Here is a 23807-nt window from a genome sequence, read left to right on the forward strand (position 1 = left end):
CTGGGGACTGCGACGGCTTTCCCCCTACAGTGCCCGGATGAGCATGACGCCCGCACCAGGCTGGTATCCCGACCCGCACGCCCCGCACCTGGAACGCTGGTGGGACGGTGCGGCCTGGACCGAGCACCGGCGCGCCCCCGAAGTCCCCGGCGGGCCGGTGCCCCCGTCTCCCGGCGGCACCGGCCGTGCCCGGGCCATCGCCCTCACCGCGGCGGCGGCCGTGCTCGTCACCGCGGTCGTCACCGGCGCGGTGCTGCTGGGCGACGACGGCGACCCGGAGACCAGGACCGGCCCCACGGGCACGGAGTCCGCCCCCGCACCGGACGGTGAGACCCCCGCACCGTCCGCACCGGAGTCCGCGTCCGGGCCCGCCGGAGACCCCACCGTCGTGGAGGACCAGCTCAACGGCGTCACCTTCCCGCTCCTCGACGGCTGGGTCCGGCCGCAGCACGTCAGCCGGCACGACGTCGTCATGACCACCCCCGGCACCCACGACTGCCCCGGCGAGGGCAGCGTCTGCCGCTCCGGCATGGTCATCTCCCGCACGGTGACCGCGACCGACGAGACGTCCCCCGAACTGCTCGCCAAGGAGGACATCTCCGACGCGGCCGAGGACGCCTTCGAGGAGGACGCCCTCGACCAGAGCCCCTACGGCGGCATCGAGTCCCACGAGGTCGTCAGGTCCGGCCCGGTCGCGGTGGCGGGCCGCGCCGGGTACCTCGTCCGCTGGCGCGTCACGACCGGCAAGGGGCCCGGCGGCCATGTGCAGTCGCTGGTCTTCCCGTCCAGCGTCGGCACCGAGTCGCCGATCGTCGTCCGCTACGTCTTCGAGAGCGGTGAGGACGCCCCGCCCCTGTCCGACATGGACCGCATCACCAAGGGCATCCGCGCGGTCGGCGACGCGGACCCGGGGGGCGGCGTGGGCAGCAGCGTCGGCCCCCGCCCGTGACCGGCGCCGGGCCGGGGCTCCGGTGTCAGAGGAACGCCATGCCCTCGCCGCGGTACGTCGGCACGGTCGCCGTCACCTCGCCGCCCTCGATCAGCCGCAGCGCGTCGAACCGCTCGCACAGCTCGCCCGCCTTGGCGTGCCGGAACCACACCTTGTCGCCGATCAGCAGATCGTCGGCCGGCGGGCCCAGCAGCGGCGTCTGGACCTCGCCGGGCCCCTCCCGCGGGTCGTAGCGCAGACCCTCGGGCAGATACGGCACCGGCAGCCGGTCGGCGCCGGCCGCGCCGGAGGCCGGGTACCCGCCGCCGAGCACCGTCACCACGCCCACGCCCGGCCGCCGTACGACGGGCAGGGCGAAGAGAGCCGCCGGACGCCCGGTGAACGACGTGTAGTTGTCGAACAGCCGCGGCACGTACAGCCCCGAACCCGCCGCGACCTCGGTGACCGCGTCCTCCTCGGCGGTGAACTGCACACTGCCCGTACCGCCGCCGTTGACGAACTCCAGATCGGGTGCGACCTCCCGTACCGCCCGCACCGCCGCCGCACGCCGCCCGGCCAGTTCCCGCCGTGCGGCGGCCTGCATCAGTCGCACGGCCCGGGAGCGCAGCGGCTGCCCGGCCACCGCGTCGCCGACGCCCGCGACATGGCCCTCGTACGCCATGATCCCGACCAGTTCGAACCCGGGGCGCCGGACCACCGCGCGTGCCATCTCGGCGACCTGTGCGGGGGAGTGCAGCGGGGAACGCAGCGCCCCGACCCGCACCCGGCCGCCGAGCAGCTTCAGCGAGGTGTCCAACTCCAGGCAGACCCGCACCACTTCACCGCCGCCCGCGCGCGCGGCGTCGATCAGGTCCAGCTGCGCCGGATCGTCGACCATGACGGTGACGGCGGCGGCGACTTCGGGATCGGAGGCCAACTCGGCGTAGCCCGCGCGGTCGGCGGAGGGATACGCGAGCAGGATGTCGTCGAAACCGGAGCGGGCCAGCCACAGGGACTCGGCGAGAGTGAACGACATGACCCCCGCGAAACCCTCCCGGGCGAGGACCCGTTCGAGCAGGGCGCGGCAGCGAACGGACTTGCCGGCCACCCGGATCGGTTTCCCGCCGGCCCGGCGGAGCAGATCGTCCGCGTTGGCGTCGAAGGCGTCCAGGTCCACGATCGCGAGCGGGGCGTCGAGATGGGCGGTGGCCTGGTCGTAACGGGCCCGGTCGGAGGCGCGCACAGTCATGAACGAAGCCTGCCAGACAGGATTACCGCAGGGTAGGGGGATGTTCCGGGCAGATGCCGCGGCCCTGCCGACTGGTTCCCGTTCGATCGGGATCACGCCGTAGAGTGACGCGCACGCCCGGTAGAACCACGCCGGACGAAGGCTCGTGCCGGGATGACGTTCCACCCGTGCGGGTATCTCTGCCCGGGACGGCTTCGTACCGGGTCCGGCGACAATACCGGCCCGCCGCGAGGAAACGGTCCGGGTACGACGAAACGGGGGGTGCATGAGCACGGAAGCGCAGCGCGCCTCCCACCCTCCGCGCCCCACGACCCCTCCGCCACCGTCCACGCCGCCGCGCCCGCCGGGCAGACCGGACGACGACGCCCGGGAGCCGGACCGCCGGCAGCCGGGAACCGGAGCCGAGGAGACGCCCCCGGGGACACCCGCCGGGGGAACGGCGAACGACACCGCGCCGGTTCAGCCCAAGGGCAGGACCTCGGGCGGAACGGGCGCGTTCGACATGCGCCGGCCGACGGCACCGCCGCCCGCATCCTCCTCGCCCTTCGGCCCCTCGCCTTCCGGCTCCGCGCCGTCCCGGCCCCGGTTCCCGCGCTTCGACACCGACGGCCCGACGGCCGGGCCGGCCGGTACGCCCGGCCCGGACGGCACGCCTCCGCCCCCGCCGCAGGCCTCCGCCCGCTTCCCGGACACGCCACCGACCGTCGGCCGGGGGACACCGTCTGCGGGCACCGCTCCGAACGGCTCGACCGCCGTACCGCGGCAGCCCGCCCACCGCCCCGCCGTCCGGCAGCGGGACACTCCCGCCGAAACCCCGTCGGAGACGACCACCCGCCTGCGCCCGATAGCCGCACCCGCACCCGTCGAACCGGCCCCCCGCACGGCCACCCCGCCCCGGTCGGCCGTGCCGCCGCCCCGCCCGGCACCGGACGGCACCTGGGCCCCGGCCCAGCGGCCGGGATCCCCCGACCCCGCGCTCTCCTGGAGCGGTCCCATGACACCCGGCAGCGCCTTCGGCCCCGGCCGGCCCGTCGTGTCGTTCGGGCCGACGGGGGCCAAGGGGTACGACGAGAACGCCCGGCCACGGCTCCTCGGACAGCGGGACCGGTCCCAGATCGTGGCCGCCGCGGTCTGCCTCGTCCTCGGGGTGGGACTGATGGGCGGTGCCGTCACCGGGAGCTGGCTCGCCGGGGACTCCGGTGAGACGGCTTCCCGCAGCGGCTTCACCGCTGCCGGAAGCCTGTGGCACAGCGTCCCAGTCGACCAGCTGTTCCCGCCCACCGTGCAGGGCAAGGGCGCCGGTCCCGGCGACGCCGACCGGCTCTGGACCCGGATAGCAGTGGCCCCGGACAGCGGCTGCGAGGACGCCTTCGACCCCCTGCTGCGCAAGCTGTTCGCCCCGCTCGGCTGCGAACGCCTGCTGCGCGCCACCTACACCGACACCACCCAGAGCCACGTCACCACCGTCGGTCTGCTGTTCACCAAGGCCGACGCCGCCGGCATGGCCTCCCTCGCCGACCGTTTCGACAAGGAACGCCTGGACCGCCGCACCGACCTGGTGCCCCTCCCGTACCCCGCGAAGGGCACCGCCGCCGCCGACTTCGGTGCCGGGCAGCGTGCCTCCTGGGCGATCTCCGTCCTCACCGACGCCCCCGCCGTCGTCTATGCCGTCTCCGGCTGGGCCGACGGCCGTGCCGTCGAGACCCCGCAGCCCGCCGAGGACGCCATGGAGTCCGGTGCCACCAGCGCCCCCGCCCAGGCGGGCCTCGGCCACGAGGCACAGGGCCTCGCCGACCGCGTCGAACGCGGCCTGCGCAAGAACGTCGGCACGACCACGGAGCAGCCGTCATGAGGACCGCGACCGCCAGGGCCGCGGCCCTGAGCACCCTCCTCGCCGCCACCCTCGCCCTGCTCCCCGTCACCGCCGCGCACGCCGACGGCATCCGCGCCCGGCAGTGGGGCCTGGACGCCCTGCACACCCAGGAGGCCTGGCGCACCACCCGGGGCGACGGCGTCGTCGTAGCCGTCCTGGACACCGGGGTCGACGCCGACCACCCCGACCTCGCCGACAACGTCCTCGAGGGCAAGGACCTGGTCGGCTTCGGAGCCGAGCCCGGCGACCGTGCCTGGGCCCGGCACGGCACCAACATGGCCGGGATCATCGCCGGTCACGGACACGGCCCCGGGAACGCCGAGGGCGTCATGGGCGTCGCGCCCGAGGCCAGGATCCTCCCCGTCCGGGTGATCCTGGAGGACGGCGACCCGGCCCGCGCCAAGGCCCGCCGCACCCGCGGCAACGCCCTCGCCGAGGGCATCCGCTGGGCCGCCGACCACGGCGCCGACGTCATCAACCTCTCCCTCGGCGACGACTCGGCCTCCGCGCACCCCGAGTCAGGCGAGGACGAGGCCATCCAGTACGCCCTCCGCAAAGGCGTGGCCGTCGTCGCCTCCGCGGGAAACGGCGGAGAGAAGGGCGACCGCGTCTCCTACCCGGCCGCCTACCCGGGCGTCATCGCCGCCACCGCCGTCGACCGCTACGGCACCCGCGCCCCGTTCTCCACCCGGCGCTGGTACGCCACGGTCAGCGCTCCGGGCGTCGACGTGATCATCGCCGCCCCCGACCGCAAGTACTACGAGGGCTGGGGCACCAGCGCCGCCGCGGCGTTCGTGTCCGGCGCCGTCGCCCTGGTCAGGGCGGCCCACCCGGACCTGACCCCGGCCCAGCTCAAGAGCCTCCTGGAGGACACCGCCCGCAACGCCCCCGCCGACGGCCGCGACGACTCCCGCGGCTTCGGCTTCGTCGACCCGGCCGCCGCCATCGAGGCCGCGGCCCGGCTGAAGCCCGAGGGCCTGAAGCCGGCGGCCCACGGCGACGCGTACTTCGGCCCCGGACCGGAGACCGTCGACTCCGACGGAGACACCGCCGACTGGGCCGCGCCCCTGGCGGGCGGCGCGGGCGGCGTCCTGCTGGTCGCCACGGTCGTCCTGTGGCGCGGCCGCCGCACGAGCCGCGAGGACCTCTAGACGCGCGAGGACGTCCGGGGTCACACACGTATGTCCGGTGCCACGAGGACCGAGCGGTGTCACCGGGCGTCAGCCGGCGCGGTGCCCGCCGTCCCCCGTGAACACCGACACCGCCGCCCGTGCCGCCGCCTCCACCAGCGAGACGCCCCGAGCCATCGTCGCGTTGCCGTCGGACAGCACGGCCACCAGCAGGTCCCGGCCGTCGACCGTGACGCGCCCGACGCTGTTCACGACCCACAGCCCGGTCGCGTCGCGCGGCACCCAGCCGTTCTTCACCGCCCACGCCGAGCCGTCCCCCGGACCTCTGCCCGCCAGGACGCCGTCCGCCGCGGCCGGCACCCCCCACGCCTGGTCCGCGACCACCCCCTCCATCAGCCCTCGTACGTAGGCCCGCGAGGCCCCGGTCAGCTCCGAGTCCGTCCCGGCCCCGAACACCTGCCGTAGCAACAGGAGTTGATCGGTGACGGTGGTCCGGGTCAGCCCCCATCGGGGGCCGTCTCCGCCCTCGGTCCGGGTGAGCCCGAAGCGGGCGTTCGCCGCGTCGAGCCCGGACGCCCGTCCGATCGAGCGCCACAGCGCCGACGCCGAGTCGTTGTCGCTGCGCTCGATCATCGCGGCGGCGTGCGCGCGCTCCTCCCCGGTGAGCTCCCGTCCCGCGTCCTGCGCCCCGAGCAGCAGCGCCGCCAGAATGTCGACCTTCACGATGCTCGCGGTGACGAACGCCCGGTCACCGTGGCAGGCGCCGACCGCGGCAACCGGATCCAGGACCCCCACCGACACCTCGGCGCCGTCCTCCGCCGTGAGCGCCGACACCGCTGACCCCGCCGATACGGCGGCCGCCAGCCGTGCCCCCGGTCCGTCGGACCTCATCGGCACCTCCTGCACCTTCCGTGCCTCCCGCATCTTCCGCTTCTCGGTCGCCCCCGTCCGAGCCTGCCACCGAGGGCCGATAGGCTCGAGGACCGTGGCGAACAAGAACATTCCCGACCCGGGCTACCGAGACGACGACGGCTCCGCCGACCCCCGGCTGAGCGCGGCACTCGCCGCGTGGGCCGAGGACGGCAACGCCGTCACCCCGGTGCTCGAGGCGCTCAAGGGCACCCGGCTGCTGGTCCCCGTGGTGGCCGTGCTCGGCGAGGTCGAGGAGGACGAGCAGGGGCTGCGCCGCGAGAAGACCAGTGACATGGCCGTCCCCACCCTGAAGGCGGGCCACCGCACCGCGCTGCCCGCGTTCACCTCCACCGACTCGCTCGCCCGCTGGGATCCGAAGGCCCGGCCCGTCGCCGTACCGCTGCACCAGGCCCTGCAGGCCGCCGCGCACGAGAAGGCCGACACGGTCGTGCTCGACCTGGCGGGACCCGTGCCCTTCGAGCTGACCGGGCCGCTGCTGCTCGCGCTCGCCGAGGGGCGCACGACGACCGATCCGCTGGCCGACCCCGCGGTCACCGAGGCCCTGCGCGCGGTCGTCGCCGCGGAGCCCGCCGTGCTGCGCGCCCACCTCGGGCCGGGGCAGGCCGACGGCACCCTCGCCCTGGTCTTCGACCCCGCCGCGCCTGTTGCGGAGGCGGCCAGGTCCGTGGCACAGCGCCTCGCCGCCGACGAGACACTGAGGGCCCGCCTGGTGCGCGGCCTCGACCTGGCAGTACTGCCTGCCGAGGCGACGCCACCGGGCGAGCCCTTCTACGTACGCCCCTGACGGAGCCGGACCCCTCAGGCGTAGAGCGGGCCCGTGTACTTCTCACCCGGGCCCTGCCCCGGCTCGTCCCGGACGAGCGAGGCCTCGCGGAACGCCAGCTGGAGCGACTTCAGGCCGTCGCGCAGCGGCGCCGCGTGGAAGGAGCTGATCTCGGTCGCGGACGCGTCCAGCAGGCCGGCCAGCGCGTGCACCAGTTTGCGGGCCTCGTCCAGGTCCTTGTGCTGGTCGCCCTCCTCGGTCAGGCCGAGCTTCACCGCGGCGGCGCTCATCAGGTTGACGGCGACGGTCACGATCACCTCGACCGCCGGGACCTCGGCGATGTCCCGGGTCATGGCGTCGAAGTCGGGGTTGTCGGTGATCTCGGGGGTCTCGGGGGTCGCGGCGTTCTCGGGGGTCGCGGAGGTGTCCGAGGGGGAGGTCTCACTCATGCCCCACACGATAGGGCCAGGCGCGTGTCCTCTTGACAGCAGGAGGCACGGCGGCAGAAGTGCGGGACGGACGGTTAGCGCACCCCTGCGGAAGCTGCTAACCTTGTGTAACGACCGGTCGGACCCGTCTGCCCACGGCATGCGAGCCCGGCCCACAAGTGGAGGCTTTCGAACTCCCACCTGATCGTCTCTGGGGATGACAGGTCACCGGTCAGGCGGCGCCGCTCGGCGGCGATCCGCCCGAAAGTGCGCCCCGCGGTGACCGCGGCGGTGTTCCGGTAGTTCGAGGAGCCCCGCCTGTGATCGTCCGGGGCATTTTTGTTGCTTCGGCGCGGTTAGGTCTAACGAAAACAGACGTTACGCGGCTGTCCGCCAGACCGTCGCGTGGTGCTTATCGAGGAGGATCCATCAGCGCCGAGCCCCGCATCAACGACCGGATTCGCGTTCCCGAGGTGCGACTTGTCGGTCCCAGTGGCGAGCAGGTGGGCATCGTCCCGCTGGCCAAGGCACTGGAGCTTGCGCAGGAGTACGACCTGGACCTGGTCGAGGTCGCGGCGAACGCCCGTCCGCCCGTCTGCAAGCTCATGGACTACGGGAAGTTCAAGTACGAGTCGGCCATGAAGGCCCGTGAGGCGCGCAAGAACCAGGCGCACACGGTCATCAAGGAGATGAAGCTCCGGCCGAAGATCGACCCGCACGACTACGACACCAAGAAGGGTCACGTCGTCCGGTTCCTCAAGCAGGGCGACAAGGTCAAGATCACGATCATGTTCCGTGGTCGCGAGCAGTCCCGGCCCGAGCTGGGCTACCGACTGCTGCAGCGGCTCGCGGAGGACGTCCAGGACCTCGGGTTCATCGAGTCGAACCCGAAGCAGGACGGCCGGAACATGATCATGGTTCTCGGTCCGCACAAGAAGAAGACCGAGGCGATGGCCGAGGCTCGCCAGGCGCAGGAAGCCCGCAAGGCGGACGCGAAGGCCCACCCCGGCCGCTCGCAGAACGCCGCGGAGGGTGACCACGACGCGGAGACCGAAGCTCCGGCCCAGGCCGCCGCCGAGGCGTGATCCCGGGGGTCCGCCCCCAGGACATAACCGAAACAAGTACGACGCTCCACCGTGCCCGGTTTTCGTGACCGGGCATCGGAGCGCCACCGACGAGGAGATAACGGCGCTATGCCGAAGAACAAGACGCACAGCGGTGCCCGCAAGCGCTTCAAGGTCACCGGCTCCGGCAAGGTGCTCCGTGAGCGCGCCGGCAAGCGCCACCTGCTCGAGCACAAGTCGTCCCGTGTGACGCGTCGCCTCACCGGCAACGCCGAGATGGCCCCGGGCGACGCCAAGAAGATCAAGAAGCTTCTCGGCAAGTGACGTCACGGCGCCCAGGCGCCGTAGGTACGTCAGGACCGGGACCCAATCGATTTCGGGCCGTGTGAGCAACAACCGCGGCCCCGCTACAAGGAGTTAACAAGTGGCACGCGTCAAGCGGGCAGTCAACGCCCACAAGAAGCGCCGGGCGATCCTCGAGCAGGCCTCCGGCTACCGCGGTCAGCGTTCGCGCCTGTACCGCAAGGCCAAGGAGCAGGTCACCCACTCGCTGGTCTACAACTACAACGACCGCAAGAAGCGCAAGGGTGACTTCCGCCAGCTGTGGATCCAGCGCATCAACGCCGCTGCCCGCGCGAACGGCATCACGTACAACCGCTTCATCCAGGGTCTGAAGGCCGCGAACATCGAGGTCGACCGCAAGATCCTGGCCGAGCTGGCCGTGAACGACGCCACCGCCTTCGCCGCGCTCGTCGAGGTCGCGCAGAAGGCGCTGCCGTCCGACGTGAACGCGCCCAAGGCCGCGTGACGCCGCGCCGGCCCTGATCCGGCGTGATCCGACGGACCCGCAGGCGCTGCCTGCGGGTCCGTCGTCTGTGCGGAAGTTTCGAGCGAAAGTGAACCGAATGCCCCCCGCCACCCCCGAGTTGATCTCCTCCCGCTCGCCCCGTGTGTCCGCCGCGCGGCGGCTGGCCAAGCGGAACTTCCGGGGCAAGGAGCGGCTGTTCCTCGCCGAGGGGCCGCAGGCCGTACGAGAGGCCGCCGTCCACCGGACCACGGCCGGCCGGGAGGGCGGTCACCGGCCCACCGGAGCCGCCACGCTCGTCGAGCTGTTCGCCACGCCGGAGGCCGCCGAGCGGTACGCCGACATCATCGGCGCCGCGCGGGACGCAGGCGCCCGCGTCCACCTCGCCGCCGAGCAGGTCATCGCCGACATCTCCACCACGGTCACCCCGCAGGGCCTCGTCGGGGTGTGCCACTTCCTGGACACCCCCTTCGAGGAGATCCTCGCCGCCCGGCCCCGGCTCGTCGCCGTCCTCGCGCACGTACGCGACCCCGGCAACGCGGGCACCGTACTGCGGTGCGCCGACGCGGCCGGCGCCGAGGCCGTCGTCCTGACCGACGCCTCCGTCGACCTGTACAACCCCAAGGCCGTACGCGCCTCCGTCGGGTCGCTGTTCCACCTGCCCGTCGCCGTGGGCGTACCCGTCGAGCGGGCCGTGGCCGCCCTCAGGGACACCGGGGTACGGGTGCTCGCGGCGGACGGCGCGGGCGACCGCGACCTCGACGACGAACTCGACCGGCGCACCATGGGCGGACCGACCGCCTGGGTCTTCGGCAACGAGGCGTGGGGCCTCCCCGAGGAGACCCGCGCGCTCACGGACGCCGTCGTCCGCGTCCCGATCCACGGAAAGGCCGAGAGTCTGAACCTCGCCACCGCCGCCGCCGTATGTCTCTACGCGTCGGCGCGTGCACAGCGCGCCGCCGGAGGGTGCCGCTCCGTCACCGAGAGCTAGTAGGGTGACCTGCCCGGGGACCCTTCCCCAAGCTTTCGGCCGTGCCCCAGGCTTCCCGGCTTCGCCCGGGCCGGGGCACCCGCCGTGAGCGCGGGGCACCCCGAGGGAGTTCTGAGAGGTGGGGTACGGGGATGACCGTCGGCACGAGCAGCGCACCGGGAGCACCGGAAGCGGCGCACCCGCCCGCGTCCCGGTCCGTCGGACCCGCCGAGCTCGGCATCGAACCCGACCAGCTGCCCGACGGACTCGTCGTCGCCGACGAGCACGGCAGGGTGATCTGCTTCAACGCGGCGGCCGCCCGGATCACCGCCGTCCCCGCCGAGCAGGCCCTCGGGCAACACCTCGACGCGGCCCTGCCGCTGGAGGACCTGGAGGGTCGGCGCTGGTGGCAGCTCACCGACCCCTACGGCGGCCTCGCCATCCGGGTGAGCCAGCCCGAGCGCAATCTGCTGCTGCCCGGCGGCCGGGAGGTCCTCGTCTCGGCACGTTACGTCCGCGCCCGCCCCACCGGCCCGGTCCGCCGGGTCGTGGTGTCCCTGCGCGACACCGAGGCCCGGCGCCGCACCGAACGCAGCCACGCCGAACTGATCGCCATCGTCGCCCACGAACTGCGCTCCCCGCTCACCTCCGTCAAGGGTTTCACCGCCACCCTGCTCGCGAAGTGGGAGCGCTTCACCGACGAGCAGAAACAGCTGATGCTGGAGACCGTCGACGCCGACGCCGACCGCGTCACCCGGCTTATCGCCGAACTCCTCGACATCTCCCGCATCGACTCCGGGCGCCTCGAGGTGCGCCGCCAGCCCGTCGACATCGGCACGGCCGTCGGACGGCACATCCAGGCGTACGTCGCCGCCGGACAGCCCGCCGACCGGTTCCTGCTGCGGATCCAGCACCCCCTGCCCGCCCTGTGGGCAGACCCCGACAAGGTCGACCAGGTGCTCAGCAACCTGCTGGAAAATGCCGTGCGCCACGGTGAGGGAACCGTCACCATCGACATCACGCCCTCGGCGTCCCCCCGAGACCGGGAGAACGGCGAGCACGCGGCCACGTCGGTCACCGTGAGCGACGAGGGCCCCGGCATCCCGGAGGAGTCCATGAACCGCGTCTTCACCCGCTTCTGGCGGGGCAGCAAGCGCGGCGGCACCGGCCTCGGGCTCTACATCGTGAAGGGCATCGTCGAGGCCCACGGCGGCACCATCACCGTCGGCCGCGCCCGCGGCGGCGGCGCGGAGCTCCGATTTACGTTGCCCGTGGCGGCCCCGGCGTATCTCACCTAGAGCGCACCCAGGGCCCCACGGGCGCATTCGACTGCCCTCACCCCGTTAGACTCGGCCTCTGGCCACCATTGTGTCCCGCAGACGAAAGACGCTTCGTCCACGAGCCGGTGACGGGGACCATCAGCCAGCCAAACGGAAGTACGGGAAGAGATGTCGGCACCCAATAAGTCGTACGACCCAGTCGAGGTCGAGGCGTTGAAACCGGAAGAGATCGAGCGCATGCGGGACGAGGCGCTCGCCGCCTTCGCCGCCGCGGACTCCCTCGACGCGCTCCATGAGGCCAAGGTCGCCCACACCGGCGCCGCCTCCCCGCTGGCCCTCGCCAACCGCGAGATCGGCGCCCTGCCCCCGCACGCCAAGGCCGACGCGGGCAAGCGCGTGGGCCAGGCGCGCGGTGCCGTGAACAAGGCCCTCGCCGGCCGTCAGACCGAGCTCGAGGCCGAGCGCGACGCGCGCGTACTGGTGGAGGAGGCGGTGGACGTCACACTGCCCCACGACCGCGTACCGGCCGGCGCCCGGCACCCGCTGACCACGCTGTCCGAGCGCATCGAGGACATCTTCGTGGCCATGGGCTACGAGGTCGCCGAGGGCCCGCAGGTCGAGGCCGAGTGGTTCAACTTCGACGCCCTGAACATCGGTCCGGACCACCCGGCCCGCGGTGAGCACGACACCTTCTTCGTGCAGGGCCCGAAGGGCGGCACCGAGTCCGGGGTCGTGCTGCGCACCCACACCTCGCCCGTGCAGGCCCGCACCCTGCTCGACCGCGAGCTGCCGGTCTACGTCATCTGCCCCGGCCGCGTCTACCGCACCGACGAGCTGGACGCGACCCACACCCCCGTCTTCCACCAGGTGGAGCTCCTCGCCGTCGACGAGGGCCTGACCATGGCGGACCTCAAGGGCACCCTGGACCACATGGTGCAGTCGCTGTTCGGCGAGAGCATGAAGACCAGGCTGCGGCCGAACTTCTTCCCCTTCACCGAGCCGAGCGCCGAGATGGACATGCTCTGCTACGTCTGCAAGGGCGAGTCCGTCGGCAACCCCGACCGCCCCTGCCGCACCTGCTCCTCCGAGGGCTGGATCGAACTCGGCGGCTGCGGCATGGTCAACCCGCGGGTGCTCACCGCCTGCGGCGTCGACCCCGAGAAGTACAGCGGGTTCGCCTTCGGGTTCGGCATCGAGCGGATGCTGATGTTCCGCCACAACGTCGAGGACATGCGAGACATGGTCGAGGGTGACGTCCGGTTCACCCGGCCGTTCGGGATGGAGATCTGATGCGGGTCCCGCTTTCTTGGCTGCGGGAGTACGTCGACCTGCCGGCAACGGAGACCGGCCGCGACGTCCAGGCCAAACTCATTTCGGCCGGCCTCGAGGTCGAGACGGTCGAACACCTCGGAGCCGACCTCAAGGGTCCCCTGGTCGTCGGCCAGGTACTGACCATCGAGGAGCTGGAGGGCTTCAAGAAGCCGATCCGCTTCTGCACCGTCGACGTCGGCCGGGCCAACGGCACCGGTGAGCCCCAGGAGATCGTCTGCGGCGCCCGCAACTTCGCGGTCGGCGACAAGGTCGTCGTGGTCCTGCCCGGGGCCACGCTGCCCGGTGGCTTCGCGATCGCCGCCCGCAAGACCTACGGCAAGGTCTCGCACGGCATGATCTGCTCCAGCGACGAGCTGGGCATGGGCGACGACGGCAGCAAGGGCATCATCGTGCTGCCGCCGGAGACCGAGGTCGGCAAGGACGCGATCGAGCTGCTGGAGCTGGTCGACGAGGTCCTCGACATCGCCGTCACCCCGGACCGCGGCTACTGCCTGTCGATGCGCGGCGTGGCCCGCGAGACCGCCACCGCCTACGGTCTGCCGCTGCGCGACCCGGCCCTGCTCGACGTGCCCGGACCGAACGCCTTCGGCTACCCGGTGAAGGTCTCCGACCCGGCCGGCTGCGACCGCTTCACCGCCCGCACGGTGACCGGCCTGAGGCCCGACGCGCGCTCCCCGATCTGGCTCCAGCGCCGGCTGCAGAAGGCCGGCATGCGCCCGGTCTCCCTCGCCGTGGACATCACCAACTACGTGATGCTGGAGCTCGGCCAGCCGCTGCACGCCTACGACCGCTCCCTGGTCCAGGGCACCATCGGCGTCCGCCGGGCCGAGCCGGGCGAGAAGCTCACCACCCTCGACGGCGTGCAGCGCACCCTCGACGCCGAGGACCTGGTGATCACCGACGAGCGCGGCCCGATCGGGCTCGCCGGCGTCATGGGCGGCGCCAACACCGAGATCGCCGACCACGACAACGAGAACGCCACGGCCGACGTGGTGATCGAGGCCGCGCACTTCGACGGGGTGTCGATCGCGCGCACGGCCCGCCGGCACAAGCTGTCCTCCGAGGCGTCCCGGCGCTTCGAGCGGGGAGTCGACCCGCAGGCCGCCGCCGCTGCCGCGCAGCGCACGGTCGACCTGCTGGTACTGCTCGCCGGCGGTACCGCCGAGGCCGGCGTCACCGAGGTCGTCGCCCCGACCGCGCCGCACACCATCACCATCCCGGCCGACCACCCTGACAAGGTCGCGGGCGTCGCCTACGGCCGCGAGACCGTCGTGCGCCGCCTCCAGCAGGTCGGCTGCGACGTCTACGGCCAAGATGAGCTGATCGTCACCGTGCCGTCCTGGCGGCCCGACCTGACCGACCCGAACGACCTGGCCGAGGAGGTCATCCGGCTCGAGGGCTACGAGAACCTGCCCGCCACGCTGCCCAGGCCGCCCGCCGGCCGCGGGCTGACCTCCCGGCAGCGGCTGCACCGCCGGATCGGCCGGGCCCTGGCCGGCGCCGGATACGTCGAGGCGCCGAACTACCCGTTCGTCAGCGAGCAGGTCTTCGACCAGCTCGGCCTGGACGCCGACGACCCGGCCCGCCGGGTGGTGAAGCTGACCAATCCGCTCAGCGACGAGGAGCCCGCGCTGCGGACCTCGCTGCTGCCCGGCCTGCTCGGCGCGCTGCGGCGCAACGACGGACGCGGCTCGCACGACCTGGCCCTGTTCGAGACCGGCCTGGTCTTCTTCCCGCGCGAGGAGCAGCGGACCGCCGTCCGGCTGCCGGTGGACCGGCGCCCCACCGACGAGGAGCTCGCCGGCCTCGACGCGGCGCTGCCGGACCAGCCGCGACACGTGGCCGCGGTCCTCGCCGGTGCCCGCGAGCAGGCCGGCTGGTGGGGCGCGGGCCGCCCGGCCGACTGGGCCGACGCGATCGAGGCCGCCCGCACCGTCGCTGCCGAGGCGGGCGCCGAACTCGTCGTGCGCAAGGGCCAGTACGGCCCGTGGCACCCGGGCCGCTGCGCCGAGCTGGCGGTCGTCGTCGACGGCACCGAGCGGGTGATCGGACACGCCGGAGAGCTGCACCCGGGCGTGCTGAAGACCCTGGGTCTGCCCGCGCGCAGCTGCGCGATGGAGCTCGACCTGGACGTCCTGGAGCAGGCCGGCGACGAGACCCCGCAGGCGCCGGGCATCTCCACCTTCCCGGTCGCCACGCAGGACGTCGCGCTGGTCGTCGACGCGTTCGTGCCGGCGTCGGATGTCGAGGCGGCACTGCGCGAGGGCGCCGGCGAACTGCTGGAGTCCATCCGCCTGTTCGACGTGTACGAGAACGCCGAGCAGCTGGGTGAGGGGCGCAAGTCCCTGGCGTACGCGTTGCGGTTCCGCGCGCCCGACCGGACGCTGACGGTCGACGAGGCGTCCGCGGCCCGGGAGACGGCGGTCGCTCTCGCGGGCGAGCGCACCGGGGCGGTCCTTCGCGGCTAGTGGGTTCCTCCCGAGGACCGGCCCTTCGGGGCCGGTCCTCGGGTTTTCGCGGGGGTGCTCGAGTTCCCGTGCGCTCTTGGGGCACGTAGCTCTCTCACGTATCTGTTACCGCTCTGTTACCGCCAGTCACCTCACTCGTTCGGGTGACTTTTCGGTCGATACGTCCGGATCGGATCATGTGGTCGAAAGAATCAGACCGGCCTCTCCGAGGCCGGTCTGCGCTGTCTGGGCCACAAGTGGGGGGCCATCGGCATGATCCGCTTCAAGGCTGGGCCGCCCCGCACGGGGCGGCCCAGGACCACCTCATGGAATCCCGACCGCTGCCCGTTGTGCCGGGTGCTCGCCCGCGGACTGCCACCCACCGCCCTGAGCGCCATCGGCACCGGACTGGCGCTGCACGTCGGGCAGAGCCTGCTGCGGGAGCTGCGGCGGACCCGCGCGATCGCCCGCACCGCGCAGCGGAGGCTGCGGCCGCCACCGCGCGTCGACGGACTGGCGGTCGCCGCCGTCCAGCTCTCCGCCGACCGGGGCGCCCGGCTCGGCGGCGATCTGTATGAGGTGGTCGCCACCGAGTACGGCGTACGGGCGGTCATCGGCGACGTCCGCGGCCACGGGCTCGGCGCCGTCCCCACCGTCACCGCCGTCCTCGGCTGCTTCCGCGCGGCCGCGTACGACGAACCCGACCTGGCCGGAGTGCTGCGCCGACTGGAGCGGGCGATGGACCGGCACCTGCGGGAGCGGGCCCGCGCCGAGCACCTTTCGGCAGCCGTCGGCGCCGCCGACGGCCATCAGGTCGCCGAGGAGTTCGTCACCGTACTGCTGCTCGAGATCCTCCCGGACGGGCAGGTCCGGGCGCTCAACTGCGGGCACCCTTGGCCCCATCTGCTTCGCGGCGCGCGGGCCGAACCGCTCGCCCGCGCCGATCCGCACCCGCCGCTGGGCCCGTTCCCGCTGCCCGCCGAGCTCCCCACCGTCCCCTGCGGACGACTGCTGCCCGGTGACATGCTCGTCCTGCACACGGACGGAGCCGAGGACGCGCGGGACGCCGGAGGCCGTTTCTTCCCGCTGCCGGAGGTGCTCGCCGCAGTCGCGCGCGAGGCACCGCGCACACCGCAGGCGGTCCTGCGCACGGTCCTCACGGCGCTGACCCGCCACACCGGCGGCCCGCCCAAGGACGACATCGCGCTCATGGTCCTCAGGAACGAGCGCCCGTCTCCGCGCGCCCCCTCGATCGCGCCGGAATCCCCGCGGTCGATCACGACGGACCCGCACGCGGTCAGCCACCAGCAGTTCCCCGCATAGTGTGCGCCCCCCCGGCAGCGTGCGCGGACAGCCGGCGGGGCCGTCCGCCCCGCCACGGAATGTCGGGCAGGCAGCTGGGCGGACGGCGCGGACACGGGCCGCCGCACTGTACGAGGGGGAGCCGACGGCCCGGCCGGCCTCTTTCGAGGCACCTCAGTCAACCGTCCGGAAGCTCTCCGCGACAGCGCGCACACGCTGCGGATCCGGGCACTTCGTTCACACCCCGTGTGAACACCCGGCCACTACTCTGTCGGCACCGATCCTCCGGGGGACCTCATGCAGCCCAACACTCTGCTCGACGCGGTTCTGGACGAGGCCGGCATCTCGCACGCCGGTCTGGCCGCGCACGTCAACCAGGCCGGCCGGGCACGCGGACTGTCACTCAGGTACGAACACACCGCCGTGGCCCGCTGGTTGAAGGGGCAGCGGCCCCGCGGTCAGGTGCCCGACCTGATCTGCGAGGTCCTGGCCGTCCGGCTGCACCGCCAGGTCACCCTCGACGACATCGGCCTCGGTGTCCCCGGCGGACCGTCCGCCCCGCACCCCGGTTCGCTCTCCGGCTTCGTCGAGCGGGCCACCGCACTGTGGCGCTCCGACCAGCAGCGGCGTCCGCACATACTGGGCGCGCCCGCGCTCACCGGAACCCCCGCCGTGATGCCCGTCTGGGAGTGGGAGAACCCGCCCGAGGACGTGGACGTCTCACGTGGTGGCCGGCACCGGGTCACACCGGGCGACCTGGACATGCTGCGCTCCGCCCGCTCCCACTACGAGCAGATGTACCGCAAGGCCGGCGGTGTCGCGACCCGCGCCCGCATCGTCGGCTTCCTCAACACCGAGGCCGCCCCGCTGCTGCGCGGCAGCTACACCGATTCCACCGGCCGTCAACTGCACCGGGCCACCGGCGGGTTGGTGGCGGTCGCGGGGATCTGCGCGTACGACTCCGACGCGCACGGACTCGCCCAGCGCTACTTCCACCAGGCGCTCCGGCTGGCAAAGGCCAGTGGGGGCCGTGGACTTGGCGCGTACGTGATCGCGCTTCTGGTCAACCAGTCGCTGTTCATGCGGGAGTACCGGCAGGCCGTGGCCTTCGCGGAGGCCGCGCTGCGCGCCGCGGGCAAGCACATCACCCCTGCCCTCGCCTCCGACCTGTACGCGATGCAGGCGAAGGCGTACGCGCACCTCGGCGACGGCACGAGCGCGCTGTCCTGCATCCGGCGCGCCGAGCAGGCCGCCGAGCGCATCCGGCGCGGCCACGAACCCGACGAGACCGGCTATGTCCAACCCGGCCTGGTCAACGTGCAGGTGGCGGAGGCGCTGCTCAGCCTCGGCGAGCTGGCCGCGGCGGGCGAGCACGCGGCCGCCGCCGTCGACAACCCCGCGCACGACCGGGGACGGGTGCACCGGCTCGCCATGCTGAGCACCATCGAACTGCGGCAGGGCAACGCCGACAAAGCGGTCGCCATCGCGGTGCAGATGGCCGAGCAGGCCCGTGGAATGGAGTCGCAGCGGCTGCGCGACAGACTGCGCGCCGTGCGCGAGCACCTGCTGCGCAACGGCTGCGCCGGCACCGGCGAGGCGGCCGAACTCATCGACGGCGCCCTGCGCGTACCGCTGTAGCCCGCCGCGCGTGCCCGGTGGCCCGGCCGCGCGCACGGTGGTCCCGGTGGCCCGCCGCAGGTGGCCGCGGAGTGCGCCCGCGTCGCGCCGTCTGCTGCGTCGTGGGCGGCCTCCTGTGCGCCTGCTGCCGGACCGCTGCTGCTGCGATATTGCCACTCACTCAGCGGAAGGTGGCATAACCGTGCAATGGACGAAGCAGAACGAACGAATCGTGTACTCGAACCGCTGGTTCAGCGTCAATCTCGCGGATGTCGAGCTACCGGACGGCCGGCATCTCGACCACTTCCTCATCCGGCTGCGGCCTGTCGCCGTGGCCACGGTGGTGAACGAGGCCAACGAGGTCCTCCTCCTGTGGCGCCACCGCTTCATCACCGACAGCTGGGGGTGGGAGCTCGCGGCCGGTGTGGTCGAGGACGGCGAGGACGTCGTCCGGGCGGCGGCCCGGGAACTGGAGGAGGAGACCGGCTGGCGGCCAGGACCCCTGCACCACCTCATGAGCGTGGAACCGTCCAATGGGCTCACCGACGCCCGGCACCACATCTACTGGGCCGACGAGGGCGAGTACGTCGGACACCCGGTGGACGACTTCGAGTCGGACCGCCGGGAGTGGGTGCCGCTGAAGGTGGTCCCCGACCTGGTCGCCCGCGGCGAGGTCCCGGCGGCCAACATGGCGGCCGCGTTACTGCTGCTGCACCATCTCAGGCTCGGCCAGGACGGCAGGCCCTGACACCCGACGGCCCGGCACCCCCTCGGGGAGCCGGGCCCACGAAGCGTCCCTCAGCCGTAGCTGTAGAAACCGGAACCGGTCTTGCGGCCCAGACGGCCCGCGTCGACCATGCGCTGGAGCAGCGGGGGAGCGGCGTACAGCGGCTCCTTGTACTCCTCGTACATCGAGTGCGCGACCGAGGCCACCGTGTCCAGGCCGATCAGGTCGGACAGCTTCAGCGGCCCCATCGGGTGGGCGCAGCCCATCTCCATGCCGTTGTCGATGTCCTCACGGCTGGCGATGCCCGACTCGAACATCCGGATCGCGGAGAGCAGGTACGGGATCAGCAGCGCGTTCACCACGAACCCGGAACGGTCCTGGGCGTGGATCGCGTGCTTGCCCAACACCTTCTCGGTGAAGATCTGCGCCCGGCTGATCGTGCCCTCGGAGGTGGTGAGCGCCGGGATCAGCTCGACCAGCTGCTGCACGGGGGCCGGGTTGAAGAAGTGGATGCCGATGACGTGGTCGGGCCGCGAGGTGGCGACCGCCAGCTTCACCAGCGGGATGGAGGAGGTGTTGGAGGCCAGGATCGCGTCCGGCCGGGTCACCACCTGGTCGAGCACCTGGAAGATCTCCGTCTTGACCTGCTCGTTCTCGACGACGGCCTCGATCACCAGGTCGCGGTCGGCGAACTCGCCGAGGTCCGTGGTGAAGCTCAGCCGGGCCTGGGCGGACTCCAGCTCCTCCGCCGTGATCTTGCCGCGCTCGGCCGCCTTGGTGAGGGAGTTGTACAGCCGGGTACGGCCGATCTCCAGGGCCTCGCCGGTGGTCTCCGCGACCATCACGTGCAGTCCGGCGCGCGCGCACACCTCGGCGATTCCCGCGCCCATCTGCCCGCAGCCCACCACTCCGACGCGTTCGATGTCGGTCACATCGTCCCCTTTGTTTCCCTGCGCGGTCCGTCTGCGCTGTTACGGCTCTGTTCTACCGCTGTGCCACCGCTCTGTTCCACGGCTCTGCCCCTTGGCTGTGCTCTGCGGCTCCGGCAGGGCCGCCGGTTCGCGGCGCCCTGCTCCGTTCGTGCACGCTACCCGGAAGTATCGATGATCGATCGTGCGGGTCGGGCATGCCGAGCAGGAAAAGGTCCGCGATCGGGCGGATCGCGGCTTTTGTGGCGGGCGTGAAATGGGACGAGTGCCACGCAGGGCGTTCGCGACGGCTGCGCTGTCGGCCGTGACGATGATGACGGCCGCCTCGGCCGGCCGGACCCGGCCGGGGCCCGGTCCCTCGGGTGCGGCGGGGGGACGGGGGAGCGGCGTCGGGGGAGATGCGGGGCATGTGGCTGGCGACCGTGGCCAACCGGGAGCCGAACTCTCCCAGCACCTCACGCTCGCCGAGGAGCGCCCGCAGGTACGCGGGCACGTCTTCTCAGCCGCCCGGGAGCTGAGCACCGACCCGGTCGGCGCGATGGCGCGGGTGGTCGCCGACCACTACGGGCGGCCGGCGACACCTCCACGCTGAACCACCCCGGCGGTCGCCGGGCTATCGCTGACGGTTCTTGTGCCGGATCTCGGAATCGGGGCCGGGTGAGCACACGGCCTCGTGCCCGTCCTCGAAGCGGACGCGGTAGGGCGGATCGCCCTTCTGGCCCATCACTTCGACGATCTCGGCCACCTTGTCGTGCTGACCGACCACCCTGCCGTGCTGGACAAGCTGGTCGCCCACAGTTGCGCGCATCGGGGTCTCCTCACCAAGTGCGGGAGCAGCGGTCCGTGGCTTCGAGTCTACGGCGCGGCGCACCACCCGGCACGCCCCGCACGGGAACGGTCCCGCGCTCCCGGGGTCCGTACGTCGGCGGGCCGCGTCTCCGCGGCCCGTGCCGCTCCTCAGGTGCGAGCCCGCTGGGTGACGGCGATGCACACCAGCACAGCGGCCGCCGCCAGCGGGGCCGCCGCCGTCAGATGCTCGCCCAGGAGCAGCACCGACCACACCAGGGTGAGCAGCGGCTGGGCCAGCTGCAGCTGGCTGGCCCGGGGAATGCCGATCGCCGCCATGCCCCGGTACCAGACGACCAGGCCCAGGAACTGCGAACCTGCCGCCACCCACAGCACCCCGGCCACGCTGTGCGCGGTCAGTCGCACCGGCTCGACGGCCAGCGCGAGGGCGGCGGCGGGTACGGCGAGCGGCAGGCACAGCACCAGCGCCCAGCCGATCACCTGCCACCCCGGCATCACCCGGGCCAGCCTGCCGCCCTCCGTGTACCCGGCCGCGCACACCACCAGCGCCGCGAAGAGGTACAGGTCGGCCGTGGTCAGCGCGCCGCCGCTCTGCCGCAGGGTGAAGGCCAGCACCGCTACGGCACCCGCCGACGCGGCCGCCCAGAAGGTGCGCGAGGGGCGGGAGCCGACGCGCAGGGCGGAGAACGCGGCGGTGGTGAGCGGGAGCAGCCCGACCACGACGGCCGCGTGCGCGGTGGTCGACGTCTGCAGGGCCAGCGTGGTCAGCAGCGGGAAACCGAGGACGACGCCGATGGCCACCACGGCGAGCCCCGGCCAGTGCCGGCGGGCGGGCAGCGGAACACGCCGCACGCGCCACCGCGCCGGAACCCGCCCGGGCGAGGACCCTCCCGCAGCGCCCGACCCCACGCCCCGTGCCCCCACCGCAAGCAGACAGCCGCCGGCGATCAGCCCCGCCAGCACGCTGCGTACGGCCACCAGCGACCAGGGGCCGAAGCCCTCCAGTCCCCAGGCGGTGGCCGGGAAGGTGAGCGAGAAGGCGATGACGCCGAGGGCGGCCTGCAGGGTGCCGAAGCCGACGCGCTCCCGACGTCCGGTGACCGCTATCGGGGCCTCGGTAGTAGCGCTACTCTGTGCTCTCATGCATGAGCGTAGCAGTGTCGCTGAGCTGGCAGAGAAGCTGCGACGGGAGCTGGACCGCTACTCGTCCGGTGGAAAGCTCCCGTCGAGTCGAGCCCTTGTGGAGCGGTTCCGGGTGAGTCCCGTGACCGTCTCGCGGGCGCTGGCGCAGCTCGCCGCCGAGGGGCTGGTGGTGACCCGGCCCGGCGCGGGCGCGTTCCGCGCCGACCGGCCTGTGGCCCCTGCCGCCGCGGCGGGGGACACCTCCTGGCAGGAGGTCGCGCTCAGCGCGGACGGCGCAGCCGACCTCGTACCGCGCTCGGTGGACGCCTCCGGGGTCCTGGTCTCCCTCGCCGCTCCGGCGCCCGGGGTGATCGAGTTCAACGGCGGCTATCTGCACCCGTCGTTGCAGCCGGAGCAAGCGATGGCGGCGGCCCTGTCCCGGGCCGGGCGCAGGCCGGGCGCCTGGGGGAGGCCGCCCATGGAAGGGCTGCCGGAACTGCGCGAGTGGTTCGCGCGCGGTGTCGGGGGTGCGGTCACCGCGGCGGGGGTGCTGATCACCGCGGGTGGTCAGTCCGCGCTGACCACCGCCCTGCGCGCACTCGCCCCGCCCGGTGCCCCGGTCCTCGTGGAGTCACCCACCTACCCCGGCATGCTGGCCGTCGCCCGCGCCGCCGGACTGCGGCCGGTGCCCGTTCCGGTGGACGCCGACGGGGTGCGGCCGACGCTGCTCGCCGACGCGTTCCGGGCCACCGGCGCCCGGGTCCTCGTCTGCCAGCCCCTGTTCCAGAACCCCACCGGTGCCGTGCTCGCGCCCGAACGACGCGGTGAGGTGCTGGACATCGCACGCCGGGCCGGCGCGTTCGTCGTCGAGGACGACTTCGTCCGGCACCTGGTCCACGAGGACGCGGGCCCTGTGCCGCGCCCGCTGGCCGCCGACGATCCCGACGGCGTCGTCGTTCACGTCCGCTCGCTCACCAAGGCGACCTCGCCGAGCTTCCGGGTGGGCGCCCTCGCCGCGCACGGGCCGGTGCTGGAGCGGCTGCGGGCCATCCAGATCGTCGACACCTTCTTCGTCCCCCGGCCCCTCCAGGAGGCTGCGCTGGAACTCGTCGGCTCGCCCGCCTGGCCGCGCCATCTGCGGTCGGTTTCCGCCGAGTTGCGGGCCCGTCGGGACGCGATGACCACCGCGCTCCGGCTCCGCCTGCCCGAACTCGTCCTGCCGCACATCCCGGCGGGCGGCTACCACCTCTGGCTGCGCCTGCCCGACGGCGCCGGGGGCACCTCCCAGGCTTTCGGCCCTGGAGGAGAGTCCACGCTCACCGCGGCGGCCCTGCGCACGGGCGTCGCCGTCACCCCCGGTCGCCCGTACTTCAGCGCCGAGCCCTCGGCCGCCCATCTGCGGCTGAGCTTCGCGGCGGTCGCGGGCGCCGGCGAGATCACGGAGGGCGTACGGCGACTGCGCACCGCCTGCGACGAGGTACTGGGCTGACCGGTGTACCGGGAAAAGCGCTCGTTCCAGCCGGATTCGACCTGCGAATATTCGGCCATGAGAGCCATACCGAGCCTGCCCGAGGGCTACGAGATCTCCACGGACCCCGCCCGGATCGACGCAGGACGTGTGCACCACTGGCTGTCCACCGACGCGTACTGGGCCCTCGGACGGTCCCGTCAGAAGCATGACGCGGCGATCGAGGGCTCGCTCAACTTCGGTGTGTACGAGACGCTGTCGGGGGACCAGGTGGCCTATGCCCGGGTCGTCACCGACCGGGCGACCTTCGCGTGGCTGTGCGATGTCTACGTCGGCCCGTCGGTGCGGGGCAAGGGGCTCGGCACGGCCCTGGTGGCCGCCGTACGGGAGGAACTACGGCCGTGCGGACTGCGGCGCATCCTGCTCGCCACGCACGACGCACACGGTGTCTACGCCAGGCTCGGATTCCGGGCACTGGACCGGCCCGACCACTTCATGGCGCTCCCCCTCGAGCTCGAGTGAGGGCGGTGAGGCGAAGGGGAAGGCGTATCGCGGCACTTGCCCGGTAGGTCATGATCTGCGCTTAAGGTCTGGTGGACGCTCGGTAACACCCCGGCCGGACCCCTTGATTTG

At 73.0% G+C, this 23807-nt stretch carries 23 protein-coding genes; 17 read left to right on the plus strand and 6 right to left on the minus strand.

The window, feature by feature from the left end; all coding sequences use genetic code 11:
* Positions 1–43: 43 nt before the first annotated feature.
* Entirely contained in the window at positions 44–949 is a 906-nt protein-coding gene (locus tag AC6F7H_RS24175; protein ID WP_500762017.1) for a DUF2510 domain-containing protein, read from the plus strand.
* A 25-nt stretch (positions 950–974) separates the two neighbouring features.
* Here the strand turns inward: AC6F7H_RS24175 and AC6F7H_RS24180 are convergent, their stop codons facing one another.
* Positions 975–2177 (minus strand): amino acid deaminase/aldolase, encoded by a 1203-nt coding sequence (locus AC6F7H_RS24180; protein ID WP_500759002.1) that lies wholly within the window; start codon positions 2175–2177, stop codon positions 975–977.
* A 265-nt stretch (positions 2178–2442) separates the two neighbouring features.
* Between AC6F7H_RS24180 and AC6F7H_RS24185 the strand changes: the two genes are divergently transcribed.
* Together AC6F7H_RS24185 and mycP are read left to right on the plus strand one after the other, a co-directional pair.
* Positions 2443–4029 (plus strand): hypothetical protein, encoded by a 1587-nt coding sequence (locus AC6F7H_RS24185; protein WP_500759004.1) that lies wholly within the window; start codon positions 2443–2445, stop codon positions 4027–4029.
* Positions 4026–5201, plus strand: coding sequence for a type VII secretion-associated serine protease mycosin (gene mycP / locus AC6F7H_RS24190; RefSeq protein ID WP_500759005.1), 1176 nt, complete (start codon positions 4026–4028; stop codon positions 5199–5201). Before AC6F7H_RS24185 ends, mycP begins: the two co-directional genes overlap by 4 nt.
* Before the next feature lie 69 nt (positions 5202–5270).
* On the opposite strand, the gene AC6F7H_RS24195 is transcribed toward mycP, so the two are convergent.
* Positions 5271–6071 carry a serine hydrolase gene (locus tag AC6F7H_RS24195; protein ID WP_500759007.1) on the minus strand — a complete coding sequence of 267 codons (801 nt, stop codon included), beginning with the start codon at positions 6069–6071 and terminating at the stop codon, positions 5271–5273.
* A gap of 94 nt (positions 6072–6165) precedes the next feature.
* Between AC6F7H_RS24195 and AC6F7H_RS24200 the strand changes: the two genes are divergently transcribed.
* Positions 6166–6897: an SseB family protein gene (locus AC6F7H_RS24200; RefSeq protein WP_500759009.1), complete on the plus strand. Its 732-nt coding sequence runs from the start codon at positions 6166–6168 to the stop codon at positions 6895–6897.
* 14 nt (positions 6898–6911) lie between these two features.
* Here AC6F7H_RS24200 and AC6F7H_RS24205 read toward each other — a convergent pair whose 3' ends face one another.
* The gene (locus AC6F7H_RS24205) at positions 6912–7325 is read right to left on the minus strand and encodes a DUF1844 domain-containing protein (protein WP_500759010.1); all 414 of its coding nucleotides are present in this window, start codon (positions 7323–7325) and stop codon (positions 6912–6914) included.
* A 407-nt stretch (positions 7326–7732) separates the two neighbouring features.
* On the opposite strand from AC6F7H_RS24205, the gene infC reads away from it, so the two are divergent.
* From infC to AC6F7H_RS24255, 10 genes are all read left to right on the plus strand, one after another.
* Positions 7733–8389, plus strand: coding sequence for a translation initiation factor IF-3 (gene infC / locus AC6F7H_RS24210; protein WP_202276840.1), 657 nt, complete (start codon positions 7733–7735; stop codon positions 8387–8389).
* Between the two features lie 108 nt (positions 8390–8497).
* Positions 8498–8692: a 50S ribosomal protein L35 gene (gene rpmI / locus AC6F7H_RS24215; RefSeq protein WP_109380440.1), complete on the plus strand. Its 195-nt coding sequence runs from the start codon at positions 8498–8500 to the stop codon at positions 8690–8692.
* Between the two features lie 100 nt (positions 8693–8792).
* Positions 8793–9176 carry a 50S ribosomal protein L20 gene (rplT, locus tag AC6F7H_RS24220; protein WP_055470307.1) on the plus strand — a complete coding sequence of 128 codons (384 nt, stop codon included), beginning with the start codon at positions 8793–8795 and terminating at the stop codon, positions 9174–9176.
* 97 nt (positions 9177–9273) lie between these two features.
* Positions 9274–10164 (plus strand): TrmH family RNA methyltransferase, encoded by an 891-nt coding sequence (locus AC6F7H_RS24225; RefSeq protein WP_500759012.1) that lies wholly within the window; start codon positions 9274–9276, stop codon positions 10162–10164.
* Positions 10165–10295: 131 nt separating this feature from the next.
* Positions 10296–11441 (plus strand): sensor histidine kinase, encoded by a 1146-nt coding sequence (locus tag AC6F7H_RS24230; RefSeq protein ID WP_500759015.1) that lies wholly within the window; start codon positions 10296–10298, stop codon positions 11439–11441.
* Between the two features lie 150 nt (positions 11442–11591).
* Positions 11592–12713 carry a phenylalanine--tRNA ligase subunit alpha gene (gene pheS, locus AC6F7H_RS24235; RefSeq protein ID WP_500759016.1) on the plus strand — a complete coding sequence of 374 codons (1122 nt, stop codon included), beginning with the start codon at positions 11592–11594 and terminating at the stop codon, positions 12711–12713.
* Positions 12713–15223, plus strand: a complete 2511-nt coding sequence (pheT, locus tag AC6F7H_RS24240; protein ID WP_500759018.1) for a phenylalanine--tRNA ligase subunit beta — start codon at positions 12713–12715, stop codon at positions 15221–15223. Before pheS ends, pheT begins: the two co-directional genes overlap by 1 nt.
* Before the next feature lie 252 nt (positions 15224–15475).
* Entirely contained in the window at positions 15476–16525 is a 1050-nt protein-coding gene (locus AC6F7H_RS24245; protein ID WP_500759020.1) for a PP2C family protein-serine/threonine phosphatase, read from the plus strand.
* 276 nt (positions 16526–16801) lie between these two features.
* Positions 16802–18142 carry an NsdA family TPR-like regulatory protein gene (locus tag AC6F7H_RS24250; protein ID WP_500759022.1) on the plus strand — a complete coding sequence of 447 codons (1341 nt, stop codon included), beginning with the start codon at positions 16802–16804 and terminating at the stop codon, positions 18140–18142.
* A 181-nt stretch (positions 18143–18323) separates the two neighbouring features.
* Positions 18324–18869, plus strand: a complete 546-nt coding sequence (locus AC6F7H_RS24255; RefSeq protein ID WP_500759023.1) for an NUDIX hydrolase — start codon at positions 18324–18326, stop codon at positions 18867–18869.
* A gap of 50 nt (positions 18870–18919) precedes the next feature.
* Here the strand turns inward: AC6F7H_RS24255 and AC6F7H_RS24260 are convergent, their stop codons facing one another.
* Positions 18920–19780: a 3-hydroxybutyryl-CoA dehydrogenase gene (locus AC6F7H_RS24260; RefSeq protein ID WP_361459332.1), complete on the minus strand. Its 861-nt coding sequence runs from the start codon at positions 19778–19780 to the stop codon at positions 18920–18922.
* Positions 19781–20186: 406 nt separating this feature from the next.
* Between AC6F7H_RS24260 and AC6F7H_RS24265 the strand changes: the two genes are divergently transcribed.
* On the plus strand, positions 20187–20369 hold the full coding sequence (locus AC6F7H_RS24265; protein WP_500759024.1) for a hypothetical protein: 183 nt from the start codon (positions 20187–20189) through the stop codon (positions 20367–20369).
* 21 nt (positions 20370–20390) lie between these two features.
* On the opposite strand, the gene AC6F7H_RS24270 is transcribed toward AC6F7H_RS24265, so the two are convergent.
* Both AC6F7H_RS24270 and AC6F7H_RS24275 read right to left on the minus strand, forming a co-directional pair.
* Positions 20391–20585, minus strand: coding sequence for a DUF1918 domain-containing protein (locus AC6F7H_RS24270; RefSeq protein WP_109380432.1), 195 nt, complete (start codon positions 20583–20585; stop codon positions 20391–20393).
* A 149-nt stretch (positions 20586–20734) separates the two neighbouring features.
* Positions 20735–21727, minus strand: coding sequence for a DMT family transporter (locus AC6F7H_RS24275; protein WP_500759026.1), 993 nt, complete (start codon positions 21725–21727; stop codon positions 20735–20737).
* Here AC6F7H_RS24275 and AC6F7H_RS24280 point away from each other — a divergent pair.
* Both AC6F7H_RS24280 and AC6F7H_RS24285 read left to right on the plus strand, forming a co-directional pair.
* A complete protein-coding gene (locus AC6F7H_RS24280) occupies positions 21726–23195 on the plus strand; it encodes an aminotransferase-like domain-containing protein (protein WP_500759028.1) in 1470 nt (489 codons plus the stop codon). The two genes, AC6F7H_RS24275 and AC6F7H_RS24280, sit on opposite strands and share 2 nt — an antisense overlap.
* Before the next feature lie 57 nt (positions 23196–23252).
* On the plus strand, positions 23253–23696 hold the full coding sequence (locus tag AC6F7H_RS24285; RefSeq protein ID WP_500759029.1) for a GNAT family N-acetyltransferase: 444 nt from the start codon (positions 23253–23255) through the stop codon (positions 23694–23696).
* Positions 23697–23807: the final 111 nt, after the last annotated feature.

It is taken from the genome of Streptomyces sp. MMS24-W38 (assembly GCF_059889265.1).